The organism is Kitasatospora sp. NBC_01302, assembly GCF_035976515.1.
Lineage (GTDB): Bacteria > Actinomycetota > Actinomycetes > Streptomycetales > Streptomycetaceae > Kitasatospora.
Genome location: NZ_CP108404.1, coordinates 1101727 through 1122168, shown reverse-complemented (window position 1 = coordinate 1122168; position 20442 = coordinate 1101727). Strand labels below are relative to the sequence as shown.

The following is a 20442-nucleotide window of genomic DNA, read 5'->3' as shown; positions in this document are numbered from 1 at the left end:
CCCGGCCTGCCCGGTACGTGCGCGGGTGGGACGGAACCGGGGCGGGGATCGCCCACACGATCCCCGCCCCGGCGGCACACCTCGAGCCCGCACTACATGTGCACGGCCTTCGGCGCGTTCGGGTCCTGCTGGGTACGGCCGCGGCGGTAGAGCAGCGCGGTGAGCACCAGGCCGGCGGCGAAGAAGCCGGCCGACCACCAGTAGGCGGTGGCGTAGCTGTGCAGCGCGGCCTGGGCCGCGTTGGCCGGGGAGGGCTGCTTGCCGGCCAGGTAGTTGGTGGCGGCGCTGGCGGCCAGCGTGTTGAGCAGGGCGGTGCCGATCGAACCGCCGATCTGCTGCATGGTGTTGACGGCGGCAGAGGCGACCCCGGCGTCCTCGGCGGAGATCCGGTCGGTGGCCAGGCTCATCGCCGGCGGCATCACCAGGCCCAGGCCGAAGCCGGCGACCAGCAGCGGCGGCAGGATGTGCGCGGGGTAGCTGCTGCCCAGGCCCAGTCCGGTCAGCCAGGCCATGCCGGCGGCGGCCATGCCCATGCCGAGCGGCACGACGGGCTTGGGGCCCAGGCGCGGGATCAGCAGGCTGGTGGACAGCTGTGCGCTGACCATCAGCGCGCCGATCATCGGCAGGAAGGCGAGGCCGGTGCTGACGGGGGAGTAGTGCAGGCTGGCCTGCAGGTAGTAGGTCAGGAAGAGGAAGACGCCGAACATGCCCGCGCCGGAGATCGCCACGGCGAGGAACGAGGCGCCGCGGTTGCGGTCGAGCAGCACGCGCAGCGGCAGCAGCGGGTGCGCGGCGCGGGTCTGCCACCAGGTGAAGACGGCCAGCAGCAGGCCGCCGGCGAGCAGGAAGCCCCAGGTCTGCGGCGAGGACCAGTGGTGGCTCTCGGCGTTGGAGAAGCCGTAGACCAGCGCGAACAGGCCGCCCGAGACCAGCAGGGTGCCGGGCAGGTCGAGCTTGGGGCGGTGCGCGGGGGCGCCGCGGCGCAGCAGGATCAGGCCGCCGGCGAAGGCGATGGCGGCGAAGACCAGGTTGACGTAGAGCGTCCAGCGCCAGCTCAGGTGCTCGGTGAGCAGGCCGCCCAGCAGCAGGCCGAGACCGCCGCCTGCGCCGGCGATCGCGCCGTACACGCCGAAGGCCTTGGCCCGCTCCTTGGCGTCGGTGAAGGTGGTGTTGAGCAGCGAGAGCGCAGCGGGTGCCAGCAGTGCGCCGAACAGACCCTGCAGGGCGCGCCCGGTGACCAGCACCTCGAAGTTGCCGGCGGCTCCGGCCAGCGCGGAGGAGGCGGCGAACCCGGCCACGCCGATCAGGAAGACGATCTTGCGACCGAAGAGGTCGGCCAGTCGGCCGCCGAGCAGCAGCAGGCTGCCGAAGGCGAGCGAGTAGGCGGTGACGATCCACTGCCGGTTGGCGTCGCTGAAGCCGAGGTCGTGCTGGGCCGAGGGCAGGGCGATGTTCACGATGGTCGCGTCGAGCACGACCATCAGCTGGGCGAGGCCGATCACGGCCAGGATCCACCAACGCCTGGGCGCGGGCGCCTGGGTGGCGGGCGTGAGGTCGACGGGTGCGCCGACGGTGGTCCGGGACATGGCGAAGCAGCTCCAGGAAAGACGGAGGTGTGGGACGGAGGTGTGCGCGGGCTGAACGTGACGGTGTGTCAGAAAGGGCTGGCGCGACGCTGCGTCAGCTGTGCCGGAGGGCCGGCAGGATGACGGAGTCGATGTAGCGGATCATGAACTCGGCATCCACGAAACGGTCTTCGACGATCTTGCGGGCGGGCAGGATGCCGACCAGCATGTGCATCAGGAACTCGCGCGCCGACGCGTCGGGCCGGATCTCGCCGCGCCGCTCGGCGCGGTCCAGGACGGCCGCGAGTGAGGCCCGCTCGGGTTCGATGATGTGCTCGCGCAGCGCCTCGCCGAGTTCGGGGTTGCGCAGGATGGCGTGGCTGACGGCGGCGAGCAGCTCGGTGTCGGGCGCGCTCTCCTCGGTGCGGCGGGCCAGCTCGTGCAGGTCGCCGCGCAGGCTGCCGGTGTCGATGTCGTTGGTGTTGCCGGGCTTGTGGTGCCGCAGGGCCGCCGCGACCAACTGCGGCTTGCCGTTCCACTGGCGGTAGAGGGTGGCCTTGCTGCTGCGGGTCCGGGCGGCCACGGCGTCCATCGTCATGGCCTCGTAGCCGGACTCCTTGACCAGCTCCAGCACGGCGGTGAACAGCTCGCCCGCACGCTCGGGGGTCAGTCTGCTCCGGCGGCCGGATGACGACGGGGCTGCGGTGTCCATGGCGCCGGACCTCTCGTGGAACGAAACGGTTTCGTACACCTGACGGTACTCCGGGCCTTATCGAAACGCAAACGTTTCGCTAAACGGTGGGACGGGTTCCGCCACCCGGGGCGCTGCGAACCTCCCGGCCACCGGCGCACGTTTCCGCCTACAGGGCCCGCCTCGGTGCGGCGCCGACGGGGGACCGGCCTGGCCGGCCGCCGGGTCGGTGCCGCCGGGGCGGGGTCGAACGCCGTCGGTCAGGGCCGGCCGCGCTCGACGGACCGAACCCTCCGGCCCGAGCAGAGTGGAGTACTGCCTTGAACCTGCCCGACACCCTCGCCGGCCGGCTGCGGCTGCTGGCCTTCCAGCCCGATTCGGGACGGCCCGCCGGCTATCTCGACCTGGACTTCGCTCTGCACGCGGCGGCGCTGACCGATCTGCTGCTGCGGGGCCTGCTGGTGGACCGGATCGGCCTGGCTGAGCGGCGCGGCGCGGTGTCCGCCCGGCTCGCCCCGGAGCTGCAGGGCATCCTGTGCGGGAGCGCGCTGGCGCAGCGGCAGTCCGCCCGGTGGGACGTCCTGATCGAGCGCCCCGCGGGCACCACGGCGATCGGCCGGGCGATCGACGAGCGGCTGCGGGAGGGCGGCTTCGTGCGGTTCGCCGAGGACCGCGGCGCGGGTCGCTTCCCCGCGCTGCGGCCGTTCCTGTGCGACGAGGCGGCGCGGGAGCAGCTGGCCGGCGCGGTCGAGGCGGCGCTCGCCGGGCCGATCGACGACGTCCAGCCGTGGCAGGCCGCCCTGGTGGTGCTGGCCGCGGAGTGCGGGATCCGCACCGCGCTGAGCTGCGCGCGGCGCCGGGCCGAGCGGGCCCGGCTGACCGAGCTGCGGGCGCTGGTCCCGAGTCCGGTCCTGCTCGCGCTGCGCCGCGTGGTGCGGGAGCGCAGAAAGCGTGACTGAGCCGCTGCCACGCGCCCTCGGCCTGCCGCCCGCGCGCCGTCGCACTCGCTCGGCGCGCGACGGGGTGGTGTGGAGCCGCCGACCGGCTCGGCGGGAGTGTCACTCCACGTGATCGCCCGTCACGCACGCTAGAACCGTGGCATGCCCAAACGACCGGCCGCCGCCCCGCGGCTCACCGCGCCCCAGCCGACCACCCGCCGCTCCGCGCCGCCCGGCCCCGCGCGCCGCCTGCGCTGGCCGGCGCTGCTGGTCGCCGTGGCGACCGCCGGCGGGGCCGGGCTGGCCGGCCCGGCCCGGGCGGCGGGCGATGTGGGCGACCCGGCCGCGCCGGGCGGGCTGGCCCGGCAGTTCGCCGCCGCGGCCACGGAGTTCGGGGTGCCGCAGAGCGTGCTGCTGGCGCTGGCGTACCAGGAGAGCCGCTGGGAGTCGCACCGGGGACAGCCGAGCACCACGGGCAACTACGGCGTCTTCGGCCTGACCGACGTCGACGTCGCCGCCGAGAACGCCGCGCGGGCGACCGGCAACGCGGCGGCCGGCACCGCGCCGGTCGGAGCGGTGCTGGGCGACACGGCGCGGGGGCAGAGCGGGCGCGGCGAGGACCGGCCCGGCGGGGACCGGCCCGGCCATCCGCAGGCGCGGCCCGCCGCCCCCGCCCGGCCCCCGGTCACCGACTCCCCGGCGCTGCACACGCTGGACGCCGCCGCGGCACTGATCCACCGCCCGGCAGCGCAACTGCGCGCCGACACCGCGCAGAACATCCGCGGTGGCGCGGCCCTGCTGGCGCGCTACCAGCAGGCGGGCGGCGGCAGCACCCACAGCACGGACCCGGGCCGGTGGTACGGCGCGGTGGCCCGCTACGGCGAGGGCGGCCTGACGGGCCAGGACGCCACGGCGGGCCGGGTCTTCGCCGACCGGGTCTTCGCGACCGTGCGCGCCGGGGCCGCCCGGACCACCTCCGAGGGGCAGCGCATCACCCTGCCCGCGCGCCCGGACCTGGCGGTCGACCGCCCGTCGGCCGCCACCCCGCGGGACGCGGCCGAGCAGGTCGAGTGCCCGAGCGACCTCGGCTGCGACTACACCCCGGCCGCGTACGCGCTGACCGACCCCAAGGACCCCACCTCGTACGGGAACTACAACCCGGCCAACCGGCCCGCCGACGGTCAGGCGATCCGCTACATCGTCATCCACGACACCGAGAGCGACTACGCCGGGGCGATCGCGTCCTTCCAGAACCCGAACGAGCAGGCCACCGCGCACTACCTGGTGCGCTCCTCGGACGGCCACGTCACGCAGCTGGTGCACACCAAGGACATCGCCTGGCACGCGGGCAACAAGACCATCAACATGCACAGTGTCGGGATCGAGCACGAGGGCTTCGCACTGCCGGACGACCGGCCCACCTGGTACTCCGAGCAGCTCTACCAGTCCTCCGCGAAGCTGGTGCGCTACCTCGCCGCCCGGTTCGGCGTCCCGCTCGACCGCGAGCACATCATCGGGCATGACGACGTGCCCGGCCCCACGCAGGCCGACATCGCCGGCATGCACTGGGATCCGGGCACCTTCTGGGACTGGGCGCACTACCTCGAACTGCTGGGCGCGCCGATCCCGCCCGGCACCGACGCCCCGCCGCAGCCCGGTGACACGGTCACCATCGCCCCGGCCTTCGACAGCACCAACGAGCCGCCGGTCTCGGGCGTCGCGGCCCGGCCGGAGAACTTCGTCTACCTGCGCACCGGGCCGAGCACCGACTCGCCGCTGATCAACAACGGCGGGACCAGGGCCGACGACTGGAGCGACAAGGCGGTGACCGGCGCGACCTACGCGGTCGCCGACGAGCAGGGGGACTGGACGTCGATCTGGTACGACGGGCAGAAGTGCTGGTTCGCCAACCCGGGCGGGCACGCCGCTCGGACCAACCGGCGTGCGGCGCCCAAGCTTTCGCCCTACGCGTCGGTCTTCGACGAGTTGGCCGACTGGGCCGCACTGGTCGGGCCGGCCACGCCGGCCGATGCGACCGACTCCGACGAGGCGTCCGCCGGGCCGGTGCTGCTGACGCCGCGCTCGGGACTCGCCTCGATCCCGGTCTACGGCCGCGCCTACCCGGAGGCCGCCGCCTACGCGCCCTACCCGGCCATCAAGGCACCCGCGGTGGTGCCGGTCAGCGCGACCATCGCAGCGGGGCAGGAGTACCTGGCGGCCGAGAGCACGCCGCAACCGGGGCAGTACTTCTACGACGAGAACATCAACGGCGACGCCCCCAATGACCGCACGCTGGTGGTCGGCAAGGACACCTACTACCCGATCCGTTTCAACCACCGGCTGGCGTTCCTGAACTCCGCCGACGTGCGGGTCGTCCGTTAGCGGTGTCGAGTGCACCAAGTCCTTGCAGGGGAGCGCCTGTTGTCCCGTCGTGTCCGTATCGAGGCGCTGTCCGCGCTGCTCGTGCTGAGTGCCGCCCTGCTGTCGGCCGCACCGGCGCGGGCCGTCGGCGACGAGACGGAAGGCGCCCGCGCGGCCTTCCCCGCCCACTTCACCGCGCCCTACGTGGGCCTGTGGGATCCGCCCGACAGCCTCGCGGCGGCCGGAGCGGCAGCCGGTCTGCGGTACTTCACCCTCGGGTTCGTGATCGGGGACGGCGGCTGCCACGTCGTCTACGACGGCATGTCCGCCGGGGCGCTGCCGGACTGGCTCGCGGCGGTGTCACGGCTGCGGGCCGCGGGCGGCGACGTGATCGTCTCGTTCGGCGGCGGCGGACGTGAACTCGCCCCCGACTGCGCGACGGTGGACGCGTTGAAGGCCGCCTACCGGAGCGTGGTGGACACCTTTGCGCTGACCCGGATCGACTTCGACGTCGAGGGCGACACGCTGGACGACCGGCAGGCCAACGACCGTCGCAACGAAGCCCTCGCCGAGCTCCGGCAGGAGTACGCCGCCGCCGGGCACGACCTCGCCGTGCAGTACACGCTGCCGGTCAACCCCTGGGGCCTGTCGCCCGATGCGCTGGACCTGCTGCGCAGCGCCCAGGCGCACCACCTCGACGTGGACGTGGTCAACATCATGACGATGAACTACGGGGACGAGCTCGACATGGGCGCCGCCGCGACCGCCGCGGCGGCCGGTCTGCACAGCCAACTCGCCCAGATCTGGCCGGAGAAGAGCGCCGACCGGCTCTGGGCGATGGAGGGCAACACCCCGATGATCGGGCTCAACGGCGGCGGCAAGGAGGTCTTCTCCACCGGCGACGCCGGCCGGTTGGCAGCGTTCGCCGCGGAGCAGGGGATCCGGCTGCTCTCCTTCTGGTCGCTCGGCCGGGACAAGGCGTGCGCGGTGGAGGGCACCCGGTCCGAGACGTGCAGCGGGACTGCGCAGAGTCCATATGCGTTCTCGCGCATCCTGGGATCTGCGAACGGATGACAGTTTCTGAAATCTGTCAGCTGTCAGTCGGCGTCTGTCGGGTGTCGGCTGGCAGCCGTTAGCCGTTAGCCGTTAGCCGTTAGCCGGCGGCGGTCAGCGCTCAGCGGTCGCCCGTCGTCCGTCGTCGTCGTCCGTCAACTGCAACCCGTCACCTGTCGCCGTGGGTCGCGTGCCAGCCGTGCTCCAGCAGCTCGAAGGCGCACTCGATGCCGGCCCGGCGCCCGTCCGGGCCGTCGGCGAGGTTCCTGCTCTGCAGGGCGAAGCGGGCCAGGGCGGCGCTGGGCAGGTCGTCCTCGGGGGCGCCGACCGCCTCGGCGATCGCGTGGGCCAGGGCCTGCTCGTGGCGCAGCCACATCCGGCGGCTGTACTCGTCCAGCGCAGGGGTGCTGCGCACCAGCTGCAGGAAGGCGGCCTGGGCGGGATCCGCCTCGCTGGGGCCCTCGTGCTCCAGTAGTCGATCGCGGAGGGCGGCCGGGATCGACTGGCCGGGGGCCCGGTCGCGGACGGCCGCGACCAGCGCGTCCTCGATCTCGGAGTCCTGGTCGAAGACCAGCGCCTCCTTGCCGGGGAAGTGCGCGAAGAGGGTGGTGGTGGAGACGTCGGCGGCGTCCGCGATCTCCCGCACGCTCACCTGGTCGTAGCCGCGTTCGAGGAAGAGTCGCAGGGCCGCGTCGGCCAGCGCCTGGCGGGTGGCGGCCTTCTTGCGCTCCCGGCGGCCCAGGGTGCCCGTGGTCGTGTCGGTCATGGTGTCACTCTACCCCCTTTGGTTGTCTGGTTTAGAAAGTTGACTCGTTGCACTTTCTGAATCGGTGTGGTCTTCTGAGGGGGTCGGCGCGGCGGCACCAGAGCCAGCAGTCGACCTCCTCTGCCGCTGCCGGGCCGGCGTGTGCCCCCGGCTGCCTTCGAACACCCTTGTGAGAGGCGTGATCAGCCATGCCCGTTTCCCCCTCGACACCCTCAACGCCCTCGGCACGCTCGACCCCCGTGGCCGCCCCCTCGGCCGTGGCAGCCGAATCGGCTGTCGGCCCCAGGCGCATCCGGCTCACCATGCTCGGCATCATGCTGGCCATGCTGCTGGCGATGCTCGACAACGCCATCGTGGGCACCGCGATGCCGACGATCGTCGGCGACCTGGGCGGACTCGCGCACATCTCCTGGGTGGTGACCGCCTATGCGCTGGCCACAGCCGTCTCCACGCCGGTCTGGGGCAAGTTCGGCGACCTCTTCGGCCGCAAGCGGGTCTTCCTCAGCGCCATCGTGGTCTTCCTGCTCGGCTCGGTGCTGGCCGGCGCCGCCACCTCGATGACCGCGCTGATCAGCTTCCGGGCCGTGCAGGGCTTGGGTGCCGGCGGTATCGGTGCGACGGCGTTCGCGCTGGTCGGCGCGCTGGTGCCGCCGCGCGAGAGGGGCCGCTACCAGGGTATGACTGCCTCCGTGATGGCGATCGGTACCGTCGGCGGGCCGCTGCTCGGCGGCTTCGTCACCGGTCATCTGGGGTGGCGCTGGGCCTTCTACCTCAACCTTCCGCTCGGCCTGCTCGCCGTCGTCTGGTGCGCGGTGCTGCTGAGGCTGCCCGCCGGACGCGCCAAGGCACGGATCGACTGGCCCGGCATCGTCCTGCTGACCGCCACCATCGGCTCGATCGTGCTGGCCGCGAGCTGGGCCGGTACCACCTACGCCTGGGGTTCCTGGCAGATCCTGTCGCTCGGTGCCGTGGGCGTGCTGGGCTTGGTGCTCTTCGTCGGCCGACAGCGGCGGGCGGCCGAGCCGGTGCTGCCGCTGCGGATCTTCGCGGACCGCAACGTCAGGCTGGTCTGCGTGATGGTCTTCGCGGCCGGCGCGGTGATGTTCGGCGCCACGCTCTACCTGCCGTTGTTCCAGCAGAGCGTGCAGGGGGCCTCGGCCACCAACTCGGGCCTGCTGCTGTTGCCGATGATGGTTCCGATCGCGCTGGTCTCCAATGTCGCCGGCAAGGTGATGTCCCGCACCGGCCGGTACCGGATCTTCCCCATCCTCGGTGCGGGCTTCCTGGCCCTGAGCACCGCGCTGCTTGCCACCATGGGCACCGCCACCCCGCGCGCCGTCACCGGCCTCTACCTGGCGCTGGCCGGCATCGGTCTCGGCTTCCTGATGCAGATGACCACGACCATCGCGCAGAACAGCGTCGAGCCGCGTGACCTGGGCGTGGTCTCGGCGGCCACCCAGCTCTTCCGCACCGTCGGCGGCTCGCTCGGCGTGGCGCTCTTCGGTGCGCTGTTCACCCACGCCACCGCCGGGGTCACCGGCGCCGCCGAAGGCGCGCCGGGTGCGAACCCCGGCAGCGGCGCTCTGGCCCAGCTGCCCGCCGCCGCCAGGGCCGCCTACCTGCACGCGGTCGCCACCGGCACCCAGCGGGTCTTCATGCTCGCCGCCGCGTTCTGCGCCGTCGCCCTGGTGGCCGCGCTGCTGGTCAAGGAAGTCCCGCTGCGCGGCAAGCCGGCCGGGCCGGCCGCCGCGGGGCCCGAACCCGTTGCGCTGAAGGCTCGTTGACGCTGCGGCACGCCGGAGCCCCGGAGCGGTTGCCGCCCCGGGGGTCCAGTCGGCCGAGCACCGACCGAGCACCGACCGAGCACCGACCGATCAGCCGCAGATCGGTCGGTGATCAGCCGCCGCTCTGCCGCTGGGACTCTGCCGCTGGGACTCCGCCGCAGCCACCGCTGCGGCCACGGCAGCCCGTGCGGCGGCTCGCGCGGCCAGGGTGGTCAGTGCCGTTCTGGTGGCCAGCGGGGTCATGGCTAAGAGCTGTGACGTTTCGTCAGGCCGGACCGGCTGCTGCGGAAGGTGGGGCGGAAGCCAGCTGGACACGCAACTCGCGCCAGCCGGCACCTGGTTGATGAGGATTCTGGTCACGGGGGGCAAGTGAATCGGGAACGGGCGAGGCCCGCACGCTGGATCAACCGGTCCCACTCGTTCGTGTCAGCCGTTCACTCGTGATGGTGACCGAACCGGCCCAACGCTGGGCCGGACGGGTGAGCAGCACGACTGCCGCCCCACTCACCCGGCTCATGCCACACGGGTCACTCCTCGCCGAGGACGCCGCGCCGCGCCGACTCCAGGAACCGTGCGACCAGCGGGCTCTGCTCCCCGGCGCGCCAGGCCATCGCCACCGTGGTGCGCTCGCCGCTCGGGTCGATCCGGCGGTAGGCGACCCCCTTGAGGCGGATCCGGCGGATGCTCGCGGGGGCGAGCGAGACCCCGAGCCCCGCGCCGACCAGTGCGCTGACCGTCTGCCACTCCACTGCCTGCTGGCCGAGCCGGGGCTCGAACCCGCTCGCGCGGCACAGGCGCAGGATCCGGTCGTGCACCGTGGGTCCGGCCTCGCGCGGCAGCAGCACGAACGGCTCGTCCGCCAGCGCCGCCACGGGCACGACGCGGCGGGCCGTCAGCCGATGGGCCGCCGGCAGCACGGCGACGAACTCCTCGCTCAGCAGCGTCTCGCTGGCCAGCCACGGCTCCCGCGGTGGCTCGCGCAGCAGTCCGACGTCGAGCAACTGCTCGCGCAGGGCCGTGACCTGGGGAGCGGTGGTCATCTCGCGGATCTCCAGGTCCACGCCCGGGTACCGGTCCCGATGGGTGCGCAGCAGACCGGGCAGGAGCGTCAGCGCGAGCGAGGCGGAGAAGCCGATCCGCAGCCGGCCCTGCTCGCCGTCACCGGTGCGGCGGGCCGCCGCCAGCCCGGTGGCCAGCTCGTCGAGCGCGCGCCGGGCGGCCGGCAGCAGCTCGTGTCCCGCCGGGGTGAGGGCGATCCGGCCGGGCCCGCGGGTGAACAGCGGGTGCCCGACCTTGGCCTCCAGCCGGCGGATCTGCTGGCTCAGCGGTGGCTGTGCGATGCCCAGCCGCTCCGCCGTGCGCCCGAAGTGGAGTTCCTCGGCGAGCAGCACGAAGGCGTGCACCTGCGGGAGGGCCAGTTCGGGGCGATGGTCGGTGCCGTGGTCGGCGGAGTCTTCCATACCTCTGGAGATATCACACGATGCATCGCGCGCTATTGGACATATCACCGCCGCTTGCCTAGCTTTCGCGGCATGACGGAACGACGAGCGATTCTCAGCGGCTCCACCTTCGAGGAACAGATCGGCTACGCCCGGGCGGTGGTCGACGGCGACTGGGTGCACGTGTCGGGCACCACGGGATTCGACTACGCGGCGATGACCATCTCCGAGGACGTGGTGGAACAGGCGGAGCAGTGCCTGCGCAACATCGGGCAGGCGCTGGCGGAGGCGGACTGCTCGTTCGCCGACGTGGTGCGGGTCCGGTACCTGCTGCCCCGGCGCGAGGACTTCGAGCCGTGCTGGCCCGCCCTGCGCCGCTGCTTCGGCGAGGTCCGGCCGGCCGCGACCATGATGGTCTGCGGCCTGGCCGATCCCCGGATGAAGATCGAGATCGAGGTCTACGCCCGCCGGGCGGAGTTGTCGAACTCGAACCAGGACCACTGCTCGGCCGCCCGGTAGCCGAGGGCCCGGTTGACCGCGAGCATGTGGTGGTTGTCGGAGTTGTTGAAGGTCTGCACCGCCCTGGCGGCGGGGAACTCGTCCAGCATCCAGAGCGTCTGCGCGGCCTTGAGCCGCAGGCCGAGGCCCAGCCCGCGGTGGTCGCGGGGCACGCCGGTGTCCCAGATGTCGAGGCTCTCGGGACCGTCCGGGGGGCTGATGAACATGGTGAAGCCGCCGATCTCGCCGCTCGGCGCGACGGCGGCCAGCACCTTGCGCCGCACGCCGGACCGGATGCTGATCTCCTCACGGCCGCGCAGTCGCGCGCGGTCGTTCAGCGCGTGCTCGTAGACCATGTCGCCCTGCGGTGCGTCGGACATGGTGTCCATCGCGGTGCAGAACGCGTCGAGCAGCTCCTCGGGGCAGCGGTCGGTCCACCGCACCAGCTGGTAGCGGGAGTTCTTCGGTGTGGCGCGGGCGGTCAGCTCGAACGCGGCGCGGTCGACGGCGCGCAGGTCCAGCACCGACCGGGTCACCGTCTCCACGAGCCGCCCGCCGCGGGCGGTGAGCAGCGCGTCGACGGGCACGGTGGCGGCGGCGTTGGTGACCACCCGCGGGCGCCCGAGTTCGGTGCTCAGCTGCAGCACCCGTTCGAAGAGCGCGGAGCCGACGCCGCGGCGCCGCGCGTGCGGGGCGACCCACACACAGGTGCTGAGCAGCTCCGGGTTGGTGTCGGTGTCCCACTCCGTGATGGACAGGCCGTCGGCGACGGTCGCCTCGGGGGAGTCGAAGGCGGCGAAGACGGTGCTCCGCCCCGCCCAGTCGGGCAGGCACCACAGGTGCAACAGGCTCGCCGGAAGCGCCGGGAAGTCGCCCAGCTGCTCACCGAGGACGGCGCGGGCGGCGGGCAGGATCGCGGCCAGGTCAGCGGGCCGCCGGGCTGGATCGATCTCGCGAATCTGCATGACCCAACACCCTGCACCCGGCGGCGGCGCCGCGCCACTGGATTTCGTGGTACGACGCCACCGCCGATGCGCTGGCGCACCGTCAGGGTGCGCCGGACGGCACGGCTGTGACGGGCGGCACGGCCGTGACGAGCGGATCGGCGGCTTCGGGCCGGCGCGGGGCGGCGATCGCCTGGCCGGGCGGGCGGCGACCGCCGTGGGCGGGCAGGCGATCGGCCGGTGGGCGTCAGGTGGTCAGCAGCACCCCGGCGTACGCGATGAGTGCGATGAGCAGCCAGGAAGCCCCCGCCACCAGCACCGCCCGCCGTCCGGTGCGCAGCAGGCCGCGGATGTTCACCGTGCTCCCGAGTGCGAAGAGTGCGGCGGCCATCAGGAGTTCGTCGACCTGCTCGGTGGTGTTGACGACCGGGAGCGGCACCGCGCCCGTGGTGCGCAGCAGCACGAAGGCGAGGAAGCCCACGATGAACAGCGGCACCAGCGGTGGCCGCTTGGCCTTCGTGCCCGCCGTCTGCGCCGTCTGCGCCATCTGCGCTGTCTGCGCTGTCTGCGCCGTCTGCGCCGAAGCGGCCGAAGCGGGGGAGGCGGCCCGGGCGCGGCGGCGGGCGATCGCGACGCCGGTCACGATCGGGGCGAGCAGGGCCACCCGCATGAGCTTGACCACCACGGCCTGTGCCAGCGCGGTCGGCCCGGCGGTCTGGGCGACGGCCACCACCTGGCCCACGTCGTGGACGCTGGCGCCGGTCCAGCGGCCGAACTGGAGGTCGCTCAGGCCCAGCGGGTGGTGCAGCAGCGGGAGCAGCGCGATGGCGAGCGAGCCGCAGAGCGTGACCATGGCGACCGCCGTGACCACGTCCTCCTCCTCGCTGTCGGTGACCCCGTTCATCGCCGCGACGGCGGAGGCGCCGCAGATCGAGAACCCGGTGGCGATCAGCAGCGGCTGGTCGCCCGGCAGGCCCAGGCGCCGGCCGAGCCACTGGGTGCCGAAGAAGGTGGCCGCCACCACGACCACCACCACGGCCAGCGTCTGCCAGCCCAGGGCGAGGACGTCGCCGAGGGCGAGCTTGAGGCCCAGCAGTGCGATGGCGACCCGCATCAGCCGCTTGCCCGCGAAGGTCAACCCGGGGCGGGTGCGGGGCGGCAGCGTGCGCAGGTTGCCGGCCAGCACGCCCAGCGCGACCGCCGCGGTGAGCGGGGACATCGCCGGCAGCGCCAGGTTCACCGCCCAGGCCACCGTGACCGCGACCGCCACCGCGCCCATCCCGGGGCCGGTCGTGCGGACCCACCGCGCCGCCGCGGCGGCCCGCCCGCCGCCGGCCACCGGCGTGGCGCCCATGACCGGCGTGGTGCCGGTGACCGGCCCGGGGGCGGCGGCCGATCCGCGTGTGGCGGCCGGGGCCGGGGCAGGGCGCTCGGCGGCGGGTGGGCGCGCGGGGCTGATCGGGCGGCTGTCGGGCCGCGACGGTGGCGGGAGGATCGTCATACCGTCACCCTGCTGCGGGCCGCGCACCGCCGGTAGCAGGCAGTTTCTTCCCATGCCATAGGGTTTTCCTATGGCAGCTTCCCCCATCGACCCCGCGCATCCCCCCGGCGCAAGTGCCGCCGAGCCGTCCACCTCGGCCCGGCGGCCGTTCGACCTCCACTCCCTCGAACTGCTGGTGGCGGTCGCGGAGAGTGGGAGCATCGGCCAGGCGGCGGCGAAGCTGTCGATCAGCCAGCCCACCGCCAGCTCGCGGATGACCACCCTGGAGCGCCGCCTGGGTCTGCAACTGCTGGAGCGCTCGACCGCCGGCTCCCGGCTCACCCCCGCCGGACTGGTGGTCACCGACTGGGCCCGCGGTGTGCTGAGCCAGGCCCAGGCACTGACCGAGGGCCTGGCGGCGCTGCGCGCGCAGCAGCAGGGCAACCTCCGGGTGGCCGCCAGCCTCACCCTGGCCGAGTACCTGCTGCCCGGCTGGCTGGTCACCCTGCGCCAGCTGCACCCCGCCACCCACGTGGGCCTGCGGGTGACCAACAGCCACCAGGTGATCGAGGCGCTGCGGCGCTCCGAGGCCGACCTCGGCTTCACCGAGGGTCCCTTCGTCCCCCGGGACTTCCGGTCCGCGCTGGTGGGTCGCGACCGCCTGGTCGTCGTCGTCGCCCCCGGTCACCCGTGGGCCCGCCGGAGCGAGCCGCTGACCGGCGCCGAGCTCGCCGAGACGCCGCTGCTGCTGCGCGAGACCGGTTCCGGCACCCGCGAGACCCTGGAGCGGGCGTTGCGTCCCTGGGACGGTCCGTCCGTCCCGCTGCTCGAACTCGGCTCCACCGCGCCGCTGCGCAGCGCCGCCGCCCAGGGGGCGGCGCCGGCCGTCCTGTCCGAGCTCGCGGTGGCCGAGGACCTCGCGGCGGGACGGCTGGTGGAGATCGCCGTCGCCGAGGACCTGCCGCTCGCCCGGAGCCTGCGGGCGATCTGGGCCAGCGGCAGCGAGTTGCCACAGGCCGCGCTGCACCTGCTGGAGGTGGCCCGGCGCTCGACGCCCGCCGCGTGACCGGTGGGCGACCGGTGCGGTGGCGGGCCCGGGTGGCGTCGGCCGGTCGGGTGACGTTCCGGCGGGTTTGCGCCGGGGGCCGTGCCGTGGTGCGGGAAGCTCGCAGCTGGCCGGGCCACCTCCCTCGAACCGGGCCCGGTGGGCTCGGAGGCCATCATGCGGATCCTGCTCGTCGCGAGCGCGTTCAACAGCCTCACCCAGCGGGTCTTCGTCGAACTGCGCGATCGCGGGCACCGTCCGGCCGTCCATCTGATGGTGGGCGACGACCCGCTGCGCGAGGCCGTGCGGAAGTACCGGCCCGAGCTGATCGTGGCCCCGATGCTCAAGACCGCCGTTCCGCGGGACGTCTGGACCGCGCACACCTGCCTGATCGTGCACCCCGGGCCGCTCGGTGACCGGGGGCCGTCCGCGCTGGACTGGGCGATCCACGAGGGCGCCGAGCGCTGGGGGGTGACCGTGCTCCAGGCGGACGAGCTGATGGATGCCGGCGACGTCTGGGCGCACGCCGAGTGCGAGCTGCCGCCGGTGGGCAAGAGCGACCTGTACCGGGGCGAGATCGCGGACGCGGCGCTGCGCGCGGTGCTGCTCGCCGTGCGGCGCTTCGCCTCGGGGACGTACCTCCCGCGGCCCCAGCGCGGTCCCGGCTGGGCCGTCCCCGACCACACCCGGCCCTACCTGGATCAGCGGCTGCGGCGGATCGACTGGGCGGGCGATCCGACGGCGACCGTGCTGCGCAAGCTGCGCGCCGCCGACTCCCAGCCCGGCGTGCTGGACGAGCTGCTGGGTGCCGAGTGGTATCTGCACGGCGGTCATCCGGAGCGTGAACTGCGCGGCAAGCCAGGCGAGTTGCTGGCCACCCGGGCGGGCGCGCTGTGCCGGGCGACGGTGGACGGCGCGGTCTGGATCCCCCAACTGCGCCCGCGCCGACGGCCCGGCGGTCCGGCGACCTTCAAGCTGCCCGCGACGCTGGCGCTCGGCGACCGGCTCCCCGTGCTGCCGGAGCTGCCCCCACTGCCCTCGCTCTTTTCGCCGTCCGCTGCGCAGCGTCGGTCGGGGGTGCCGGACTCGCCCCAGGGGAAGGGTAGTTGGACGGACATCGACTACCACGAGGATGGGCCGGTCGGGTTCCTGCGGTTCTCCTTCCCCGGCGGTGCGATGAGCACCGAACAGTGCCGGCGGCTGCTGGCGGCCTACCGGCACGCCCTCGCCCGACCCACCTCGGTCCTGGTACTGGGCGGCGGCCGGGACTTCTTCTCCAACGGCATCCATCTCAACGTGATCGAGGCGGCGGCCGATCCGGCCGCGGAGTCCTGGGCGAACATCAACGCGATCGACGACCTGGTGGCCGAACTCATCACCACCACCGACCGGTTGGTGGTGGCCGCGGTCGGCGGCAACGCGGCGGCGGGCGGTGCGATGCTGGCCCTGGCGGCGGACGAGGTCTGGTGCCGCGAGGGCGTGGTGCTCAATCCGCACTACCGCCTGATGGGCCTGCACGGCTCGGAGTACTGGACCTACACGCTGCCGAGCCGGGTCGGCGCGGCAGCGGCCGATCGCCTCACCCGGCGCGCGCTGCCGGTGAGCGCGGCGAGCGCGCAGCAACTCGGCCTGGTGGACCGGGTGATCCCGGCGACCCCGGGGGAGTTCGGGCGCGAGGTCGCCCGGTTCGCGGCGCTGCTCGCGGCGGGGCCCGGGTTGCAGGAGCGGATCGCCGCGAAGAAGCTCGGCCGTGAGCGCGACGAGGCGATCAAGCCGCTCGACGCCTACCGGGAGGAGGAGTTGGCGCTGATGCGTCGCACCTTCTTCGATCCGGACGAGCCGTACCATGCGCTGCGCACCGCCTTCGTCCGCAAGCACCCGGTGCACAGCACGCCGCCGCACCTGACCGGTGTTGGGGAGCCGAGTTGACGTCACGTCAGGTGAGTCGGCCGACCGGGTGGCGGGCGATCGAGGTGTTCGACGGCGACCGGGGCTACGCGGCGTACCTGGCGTCCCTGAGCTACTACGCGCTCTGCCTCGCACTGACCTGGTGGGCCGGCCTGCGGGGCCAGGCGGGGGAGCAGGAGGGCTGACGGCTCACGGACGGGCGGCGGCGACCGCGCGGCCCTCGGCGCGGGCCGCCTCGGCCCGTGAGGCCTCGGTGCGGGCCGCCTCGTCCAGCAGCTGCTCGTCGGCGGGGTCGAGCGCGGCGGGGGAGCAGTCGTCGTCCAGGTCCTCGTCCTCGGCGTAGGGACGCGCCCACCGCCGGCCGTCCAGCAAGCGCAGCCCGGGGATGTGCCGGATCTCCAGCGAAAGCAACGTCAGGAGCGTCCCGGTGCAGGCGAACAGCAGCAGCCCCTCCCCGGCCGCCGCGCCGATCGCCGCCGCGGCGAAGATGGTGGCGGCCGTGGTGACGCCGCGCACCACCTCCCCGTTCGCCCGGCTCTCCCGGAACGTCAGGCCGCCGCCGATGAAGCCGACACCGGTGATCACCCCGGTCAGCGCATTGGGCGCACCGTTCTGCGCCAGCACGGCCACCAGCGCGGCACCCACCCCGATCAGCGAGAACGTCCGGTCCCCGGCAGCGGCTCCGCGCAGGTTGCGCTCGAAGCCGATGGTGTAGGTCAGCGCGAACGCGGCCAGCAGGTGTCCGGTCATCGGGATCTCGTGCATCATGCCCGCATTCAATCCCAGCCCCTCGAACCCCCGAGCACGGACTCCCCCCCCGGCCCGTCCCGGCCCCGGCCGACCGGTGCGGGCCGGGTCGGACGGGCGGTTCGGCGACGCTGTCGGGCGGGCGGGATGACGGAATCCGGCGCGTCTTTGGACGGAACGGTGGCGCCGGGGTGGTTAAGGTGTAACGTTTGAATTAAGCAGTCGTGGTTCCGAAGTTCTCGCCCGCGGTGACATGCCGCGGGCGGTTTTGCTGTCCAGCAGCGCTTCTCCGGACCTAGGCGATTACCTCCAGGCCCTCGCACCTCGCGAGGCCTGACCGACGTCCGTTGAGAAGGAGAACAACATGGCCACCGGTACCGTGAAGTGGTTCAACGCGGAAAAGGGCTTCGGCTTCATCGAGCAGGAGGGTGGCGGTCCTGACGTGTTCGCCCACTACTCGAACATCGACGCCCAGGGCTTCCGTGAGCTCCAGGAGGGCCAGAAGGTCACCTTCGACGTGACCCAGGGCCAGAAGGGCCCGCAGGCGGAGCACATCCGCCCGGCCTGACCCCCGGCGCTGCGGCGCACTCGGGCGCCCCGCACCTTCTGGTGCGGGGCGCCCTGCTGTCCGCCTCCGTGACTCAGGCGGACGGCCGCGTGCAGTTGTAGAGGGTGCCGCCGACGCCGGTGGCGTCACCGAAGAGCCCGACCGGCCTCTGCTCGGCCACCCCGAAGGCGGTGTCGGGGACCTCGGCGCAGTTCTGCGTCACCCAGCCGTCGATCCGGCCGACCGCCGTGCCGCTGCTGTTTCCGCCGAAGAAGGAGCTTATTCCGCCGGCGCCCTGGACCAGGACGAACCGGACGGCGCCGCCGCGCATCAGGGAGTCGAAGCTGCCGGCCGACGGCGCGGGCACCGTGCCGCTGAACCCGCCCATCGGCAGCACGGTGTCGCCGGTGGCCAGGACGTAGGGCGAGGCCGACATCCAGTTGTCGACGGCGAGGACGTACTTCGCGCCGTCCTGGCGGGCCTTGACGTAGTCGTACAGCTTGCGCTGGTCGCCGGAGAGGCTGCTGCTGATGTCGCCGCCGGGCCCGCCGAAGCCCGCCGGGGCGGGGGCGCCGCCCGGTCCGCCCGCGGCGATCATCTTGGTCAGCATCGCGCCGAGCCCGCCGTCGGAGGGCCCGGCGAGGGCGTCGAAGGAGCTGCCCGCGTACTTCGGGTCGAGCACCGAGGCCGACCAGGCGACCGGCGTCACGGCGGCACCTGCCAGGCCGGTGAGCAGGCCGACCAGCAGCAGGCGGGAGGGCGAGTGGCGGCTGAGCCGGCCCCACACCATGGCCGCGACGCCGAGCACGGTGGCGGCCAGGACCAGCCACTTCAGCCAGGGCAGGAAGCCGGGGGTGAAGTGGCCGAGGTACCAGGCCCAGCCGGCCTCGGCGGCCACGGCGATGGGCAGCAGCCAGGCGCCGCGCTCGTTCTTGCGGTAGGCGTCCCACATCAGCACGCCGCCGGCGCCGGCCAGGGCCGCCAAGGCGGGGGCCAGGGTGGCCATGTAGGCGGTGTGCGGGATCGAACTCATCTTGCTGAAGACCAGGCCGACGACCAGCAGCCAGCTGCCCCACATCACGAAGCCGCCGAGCAGCCGGTCGGTGCGCCCGGCACGGCGGCGCGACCACAGGCCGAACGCCAGAGCGAGGAAGGCGAACGGGTAGAGCCAGCCGATCTGCGGGCCGAAGCGGCCCTGGAAGAGTTTCAGCCAGCTTGAACCGCCGTCCAGGCTCGCGGGAGCTCCGGCCGGCGCCGCGCTCGGGGCGCCGCCGGGGTGTGCTCCGACGGCCGGTGCCCCAGCAGCGGGTGCCCCGGTGACGGGTGCTCCGATGCTCGGTGCCCCGGCCGTGGGGCCGCCGCCGCCCGGGGCGGCGTGCGGTGCGCCCCCGCCGCCGAAGTCCAGGTTGGGCACCGACCCCGGCACGTGGATGCCGAACCGCTCCAGGCCGTTGTAGCCGAAGACCATGGCGACCGCGCTGTTGTTGGTGCTGCCGTCCACGTACGGGCGGTCGTTGGCGGGGGTGACCGTCATCAGCAGGATCCAGGAGAGCGACACCCCGAGACACACCAGGCCGGCCAGCAGCAGGTGACCGACCCGCTTGCGGAGCCCGGTCGGTGCCGCCACCAGGTACCCGATGGCCAGCGCCGGCAGGATCATCCAGGCCTGCAGCATCTTGGCCTGGAACCCGAGGCCCACCCAGGCCCCGGCGAACAGCAGCGAACGCAGGCGCGCGTCGAGTACCGCGCGCTGGTAGCAGTCGGCCGCCATGACCAGGCAGAAGGTCAGGCCGCCGTCCTCCATCGAGTGCCCGAACATGGACGCGGCCACCGGCGTGAAGGTGAGCGCCGCCGCCGCGGCGAGCCCGGCCCGCGGCCCGGCCCAGCGGCGCACCATGCGGTACATCACCAGCACGCAGACCACGCCCTCGATGCACTGAGGGAGCGTCACCGACCAGACGTGGAAGCCGAACAGCCGCGCGAAGAGTGCCTGCGGGACGAACGAACCGGCGAGCTTGTCGGGCGTGACGGTGGCTCCGGGGTCCCAGGCGCCGTAGAACAGCGCCTTCCAGCTGACGGACATGCTCTTCGCGGAGTCGGAGTAGAAGAGCGCGTAGCCCGCGGTGGTGATGTGCCAGGCGTAGAGGACGGCGGCGACGGCGGCCGTCAGCAGCAGTGCCGGTCTGGCCCAGCCGGGCTGGTCGGCGGGGGAGCGCCAGAACTCCCAGGGCCTGCGGGTGCTTCCGGAGCCCCGTCCGAGGTCCTGCTCGGAGTTGGGGGGATGACCGACGACGGTCGCGGACAAGGGGGAACCTCCTGCTGGACGGAGCATCGATGCTGGGAGCCGGGTGTGAGGGTCCTGAGAGGCTGTCAGCTCATCCTGCGAACTACCCCTGCCGTGGCCCGCTGATGCGTCCGAATTGATGGCGCGTCAGGAAGGGTCGGCCGCCGGGCCGGGCGCGGGCCGGGCGGGCGGAGCGGGCGGCGCGGAAAGCCAGGAGCGCAGCTCAGGCCGGTGTGGCGTCCGAGTGAAATGCCATCCGTATGCGATCGTTGGCACAGGGCGACCGCCGGTGGGGTGCGTTCCACATGTTTGGCGGATTCTGGCTGGCGTCCCGTCGTCGGGGTGTCGGTCGGACACTGTGTCGTGCTCCCATCACTGGGTGTACTGGTTGG

Annotated in this window: 17 protein-coding genes; 9 read left to right on the top strand and 8 right to left on the bottom strand. The window is 73.4% G+C overall.

Annotation, left to right across the window (positions count from 1 at the left end; translation table 11 throughout):
- Nucleotides 1-92 precede the first annotated feature (92 nt).
- Nucleotides 93-1586, bottom strand: a complete 1494-nt coding sequence (locus tag OG294_RS04995; protein WP_327065161.1) for a DHA2 family efflux MFS transporter permease subunit — start codon at nt 1584-1586, stop codon at nt 93-95.
- Between the two features lie 94 nt (nt 1587-1680).
- Complete coding sequence (locus tag OG294_RS04990) at nt 1681-2277, bottom strand: TetR/AcrR family transcriptional regulator (RefSeq protein WP_327065160.1); 597 nt, start codon at nt 2275-2277, stop codon at nt 1681-1683.
- Nucleotides 2278-2576: 299 nt separating this feature from the next.
- Here OG294_RS04990 and OG294_RS04985 point away from each other — a divergent pair, with 299 nt between their 5' ends.
- The 3 genes from OG294_RS04985 to OG294_RS04975 all read left to right on the top strand — a co-directional run bounded on the left by OG294_RS04985 (nt 2577) and on the right by OG294_RS04975 (nt 6629).
- Nucleotides 2577-3215 (top strand): GPP34 family phosphoprotein, encoded by a 639-nt coding sequence (locus OG294_RS04985; RefSeq protein WP_327065159.1) that lies wholly within the window; start codon nt 2577-2579, stop codon nt 3213-3215.
- Nucleotides 3216-3356: 141 nt separating this feature from the next.
- Nucleotides 3357-5576, top strand: coding sequence for an N-acetylmuramoyl-L-alanine amidase (locus OG294_RS04980; protein ID WP_327065158.1), 2220 nt, complete (start codon nt 3357-3359; stop codon nt 5574-5576).
- A 39-nt stretch (nt 5577-5615) separates the two neighbouring features.
- Nucleotides 5616-6629: a chitinase gene (locus OG294_RS04975; RefSeq protein ID WP_327065157.1), complete on the top strand. Its 1014-nt coding sequence runs from the start codon at nt 5616-5618 to the stop codon at nt 6627-6629.
- A gap of 148 nt (nt 6630-6777) precedes the next feature.
- Here OG294_RS04975 and OG294_RS04970 read toward each other — a convergent pair whose 3' ends face one another.
- A complete protein-coding gene (locus OG294_RS04970; RefSeq protein ID WP_327065156.1) occupies nt 6778-7374 on the bottom strand; it encodes a TetR/AcrR family transcriptional regulator in 597 nt (198 codons plus the stop codon).
- A gap of 188 nt (nt 7375-7562) precedes the next feature.
- On the opposite strand from OG294_RS04970, the gene OG294_RS04965 reads away from it, so the two are divergent.
- A complete protein-coding gene (locus OG294_RS04965) occupies nt 7563-9158 on the top strand; it encodes an MDR family MFS transporter (protein ID WP_442789109.1) in 1596 nt (531 codons plus the stop codon).
- 527 nt (nt 9159-9685) lie between these two features.
- On the opposite strand, the gene OG294_RS04960 is transcribed toward OG294_RS04965, so the two are convergent.
- Nucleotides 9686-10618: a LysR family transcriptional regulator gene (locus OG294_RS04960; RefSeq protein WP_327065155.1), complete on the bottom strand. Its 933-nt coding sequence runs from the start codon at nt 10616-10618 to the stop codon at nt 9686-9688.
- Between the two features lie 72 nt (nt 10619-10690).
- Here OG294_RS04960 and OG294_RS04955 point away from each other — a divergent pair, with 72 nt between their 5' ends.
- Entirely contained in the window at nt 10691-11116 is a 426-nt protein-coding gene (locus OG294_RS04955; RefSeq protein ID WP_327065154.1) for a RidA family protein, read from the top strand.
- On the opposite strand, the gene OG294_RS04950 is transcribed toward OG294_RS04955, so the two are convergent.
- Nucleotides 11056-12060: a GNAT family N-acetyltransferase gene (locus tag OG294_RS04950; protein ID WP_327065153.1), complete on the bottom strand. Its 1005-nt coding sequence runs from the start codon at nt 12058-12060 to the stop codon at nt 11056-11058. The genes OG294_RS04955 and OG294_RS04950 overlap by 61 nt on opposite strands.
- Before the next feature lie 226 nt (nt 12061-12286).
- Nucleotides 12287-13540, bottom strand: coding sequence for a YeiH family protein (locus OG294_RS04945; RefSeq protein WP_442789108.1), 1254 nt, complete (start codon nt 13538-13540; stop codon nt 12287-12289).
- A gap of 70 nt (nt 13541-13610) precedes the next feature.
- On the opposite strand from OG294_RS04945, the gene OG294_RS04940 reads away from it, so the two are divergent.
- The 3 genes from OG294_RS04940 to OG294_RS04930 all read left to right on the top strand — a co-directional run bounded on the left by OG294_RS04940 (nt 13611) and on the right by OG294_RS04930 (nt 16657).
- A complete protein-coding gene (locus tag OG294_RS04940; RefSeq protein WP_327065152.1) occupies nt 13611-14585 on the top strand; it encodes a LysR substrate-binding domain-containing protein in 975 nt (324 codons plus the stop codon).
- A gap of 156 nt (nt 14586-14741) precedes the next feature.
- Entirely contained in the window at nt 14742-16493 is a 1752-nt protein-coding gene (locus tag OG294_RS04935; protein WP_327065151.1) for a hydrogenase maturation protein, read from the top strand.
- A complete protein-coding gene (locus OG294_RS04930; protein ID WP_327065150.1) occupies nt 16490-16657 on the top strand; it encodes a hypothetical protein in 168 nt (55 codons plus the stop codon). Before OG294_RS04935 ends, OG294_RS04930 begins: the two co-directional genes overlap by 4 nt.
- 4 nt (nt 16658-16661) lie before the next feature.
- Here OG294_RS04930 and OG294_RS04925 read toward each other — a convergent pair whose 3' ends face one another.
- Nucleotides 16662-17240, bottom strand: coding sequence for an MgtC/SapB family protein (locus tag OG294_RS04925; protein ID WP_327065149.1), 579 nt, complete (start codon nt 17238-17240; stop codon nt 16662-16664).
- A gap of 343 nt (nt 17241-17583) precedes the next feature.
- On the opposite strand from OG294_RS04925, the gene OG294_RS04920 reads away from it, so the two are divergent.
- Nucleotides 17584-17787, top strand: a complete 204-nt coding sequence (locus OG294_RS04920) for a cold-shock protein (RefSeq protein WP_327065148.1) — start codon at nt 17584-17586, stop codon at nt 17785-17787.
- A gap of 73 nt (nt 17788-17860) precedes the next feature.
- Here the strand turns inward: OG294_RS04920 and OG294_RS04915 are convergent, their stop codons facing one another.
- Nucleotides 17861-20071: an ArnT family glycosyltransferase gene (locus OG294_RS04915; protein WP_327065147.1), complete on the bottom strand. Its 2211-nt coding sequence runs from the start codon at nt 20069-20071 to the stop codon at nt 17861-17863.
- Between the last annotated feature and the right edge of the window lie 371 nt (nt 20072-20442).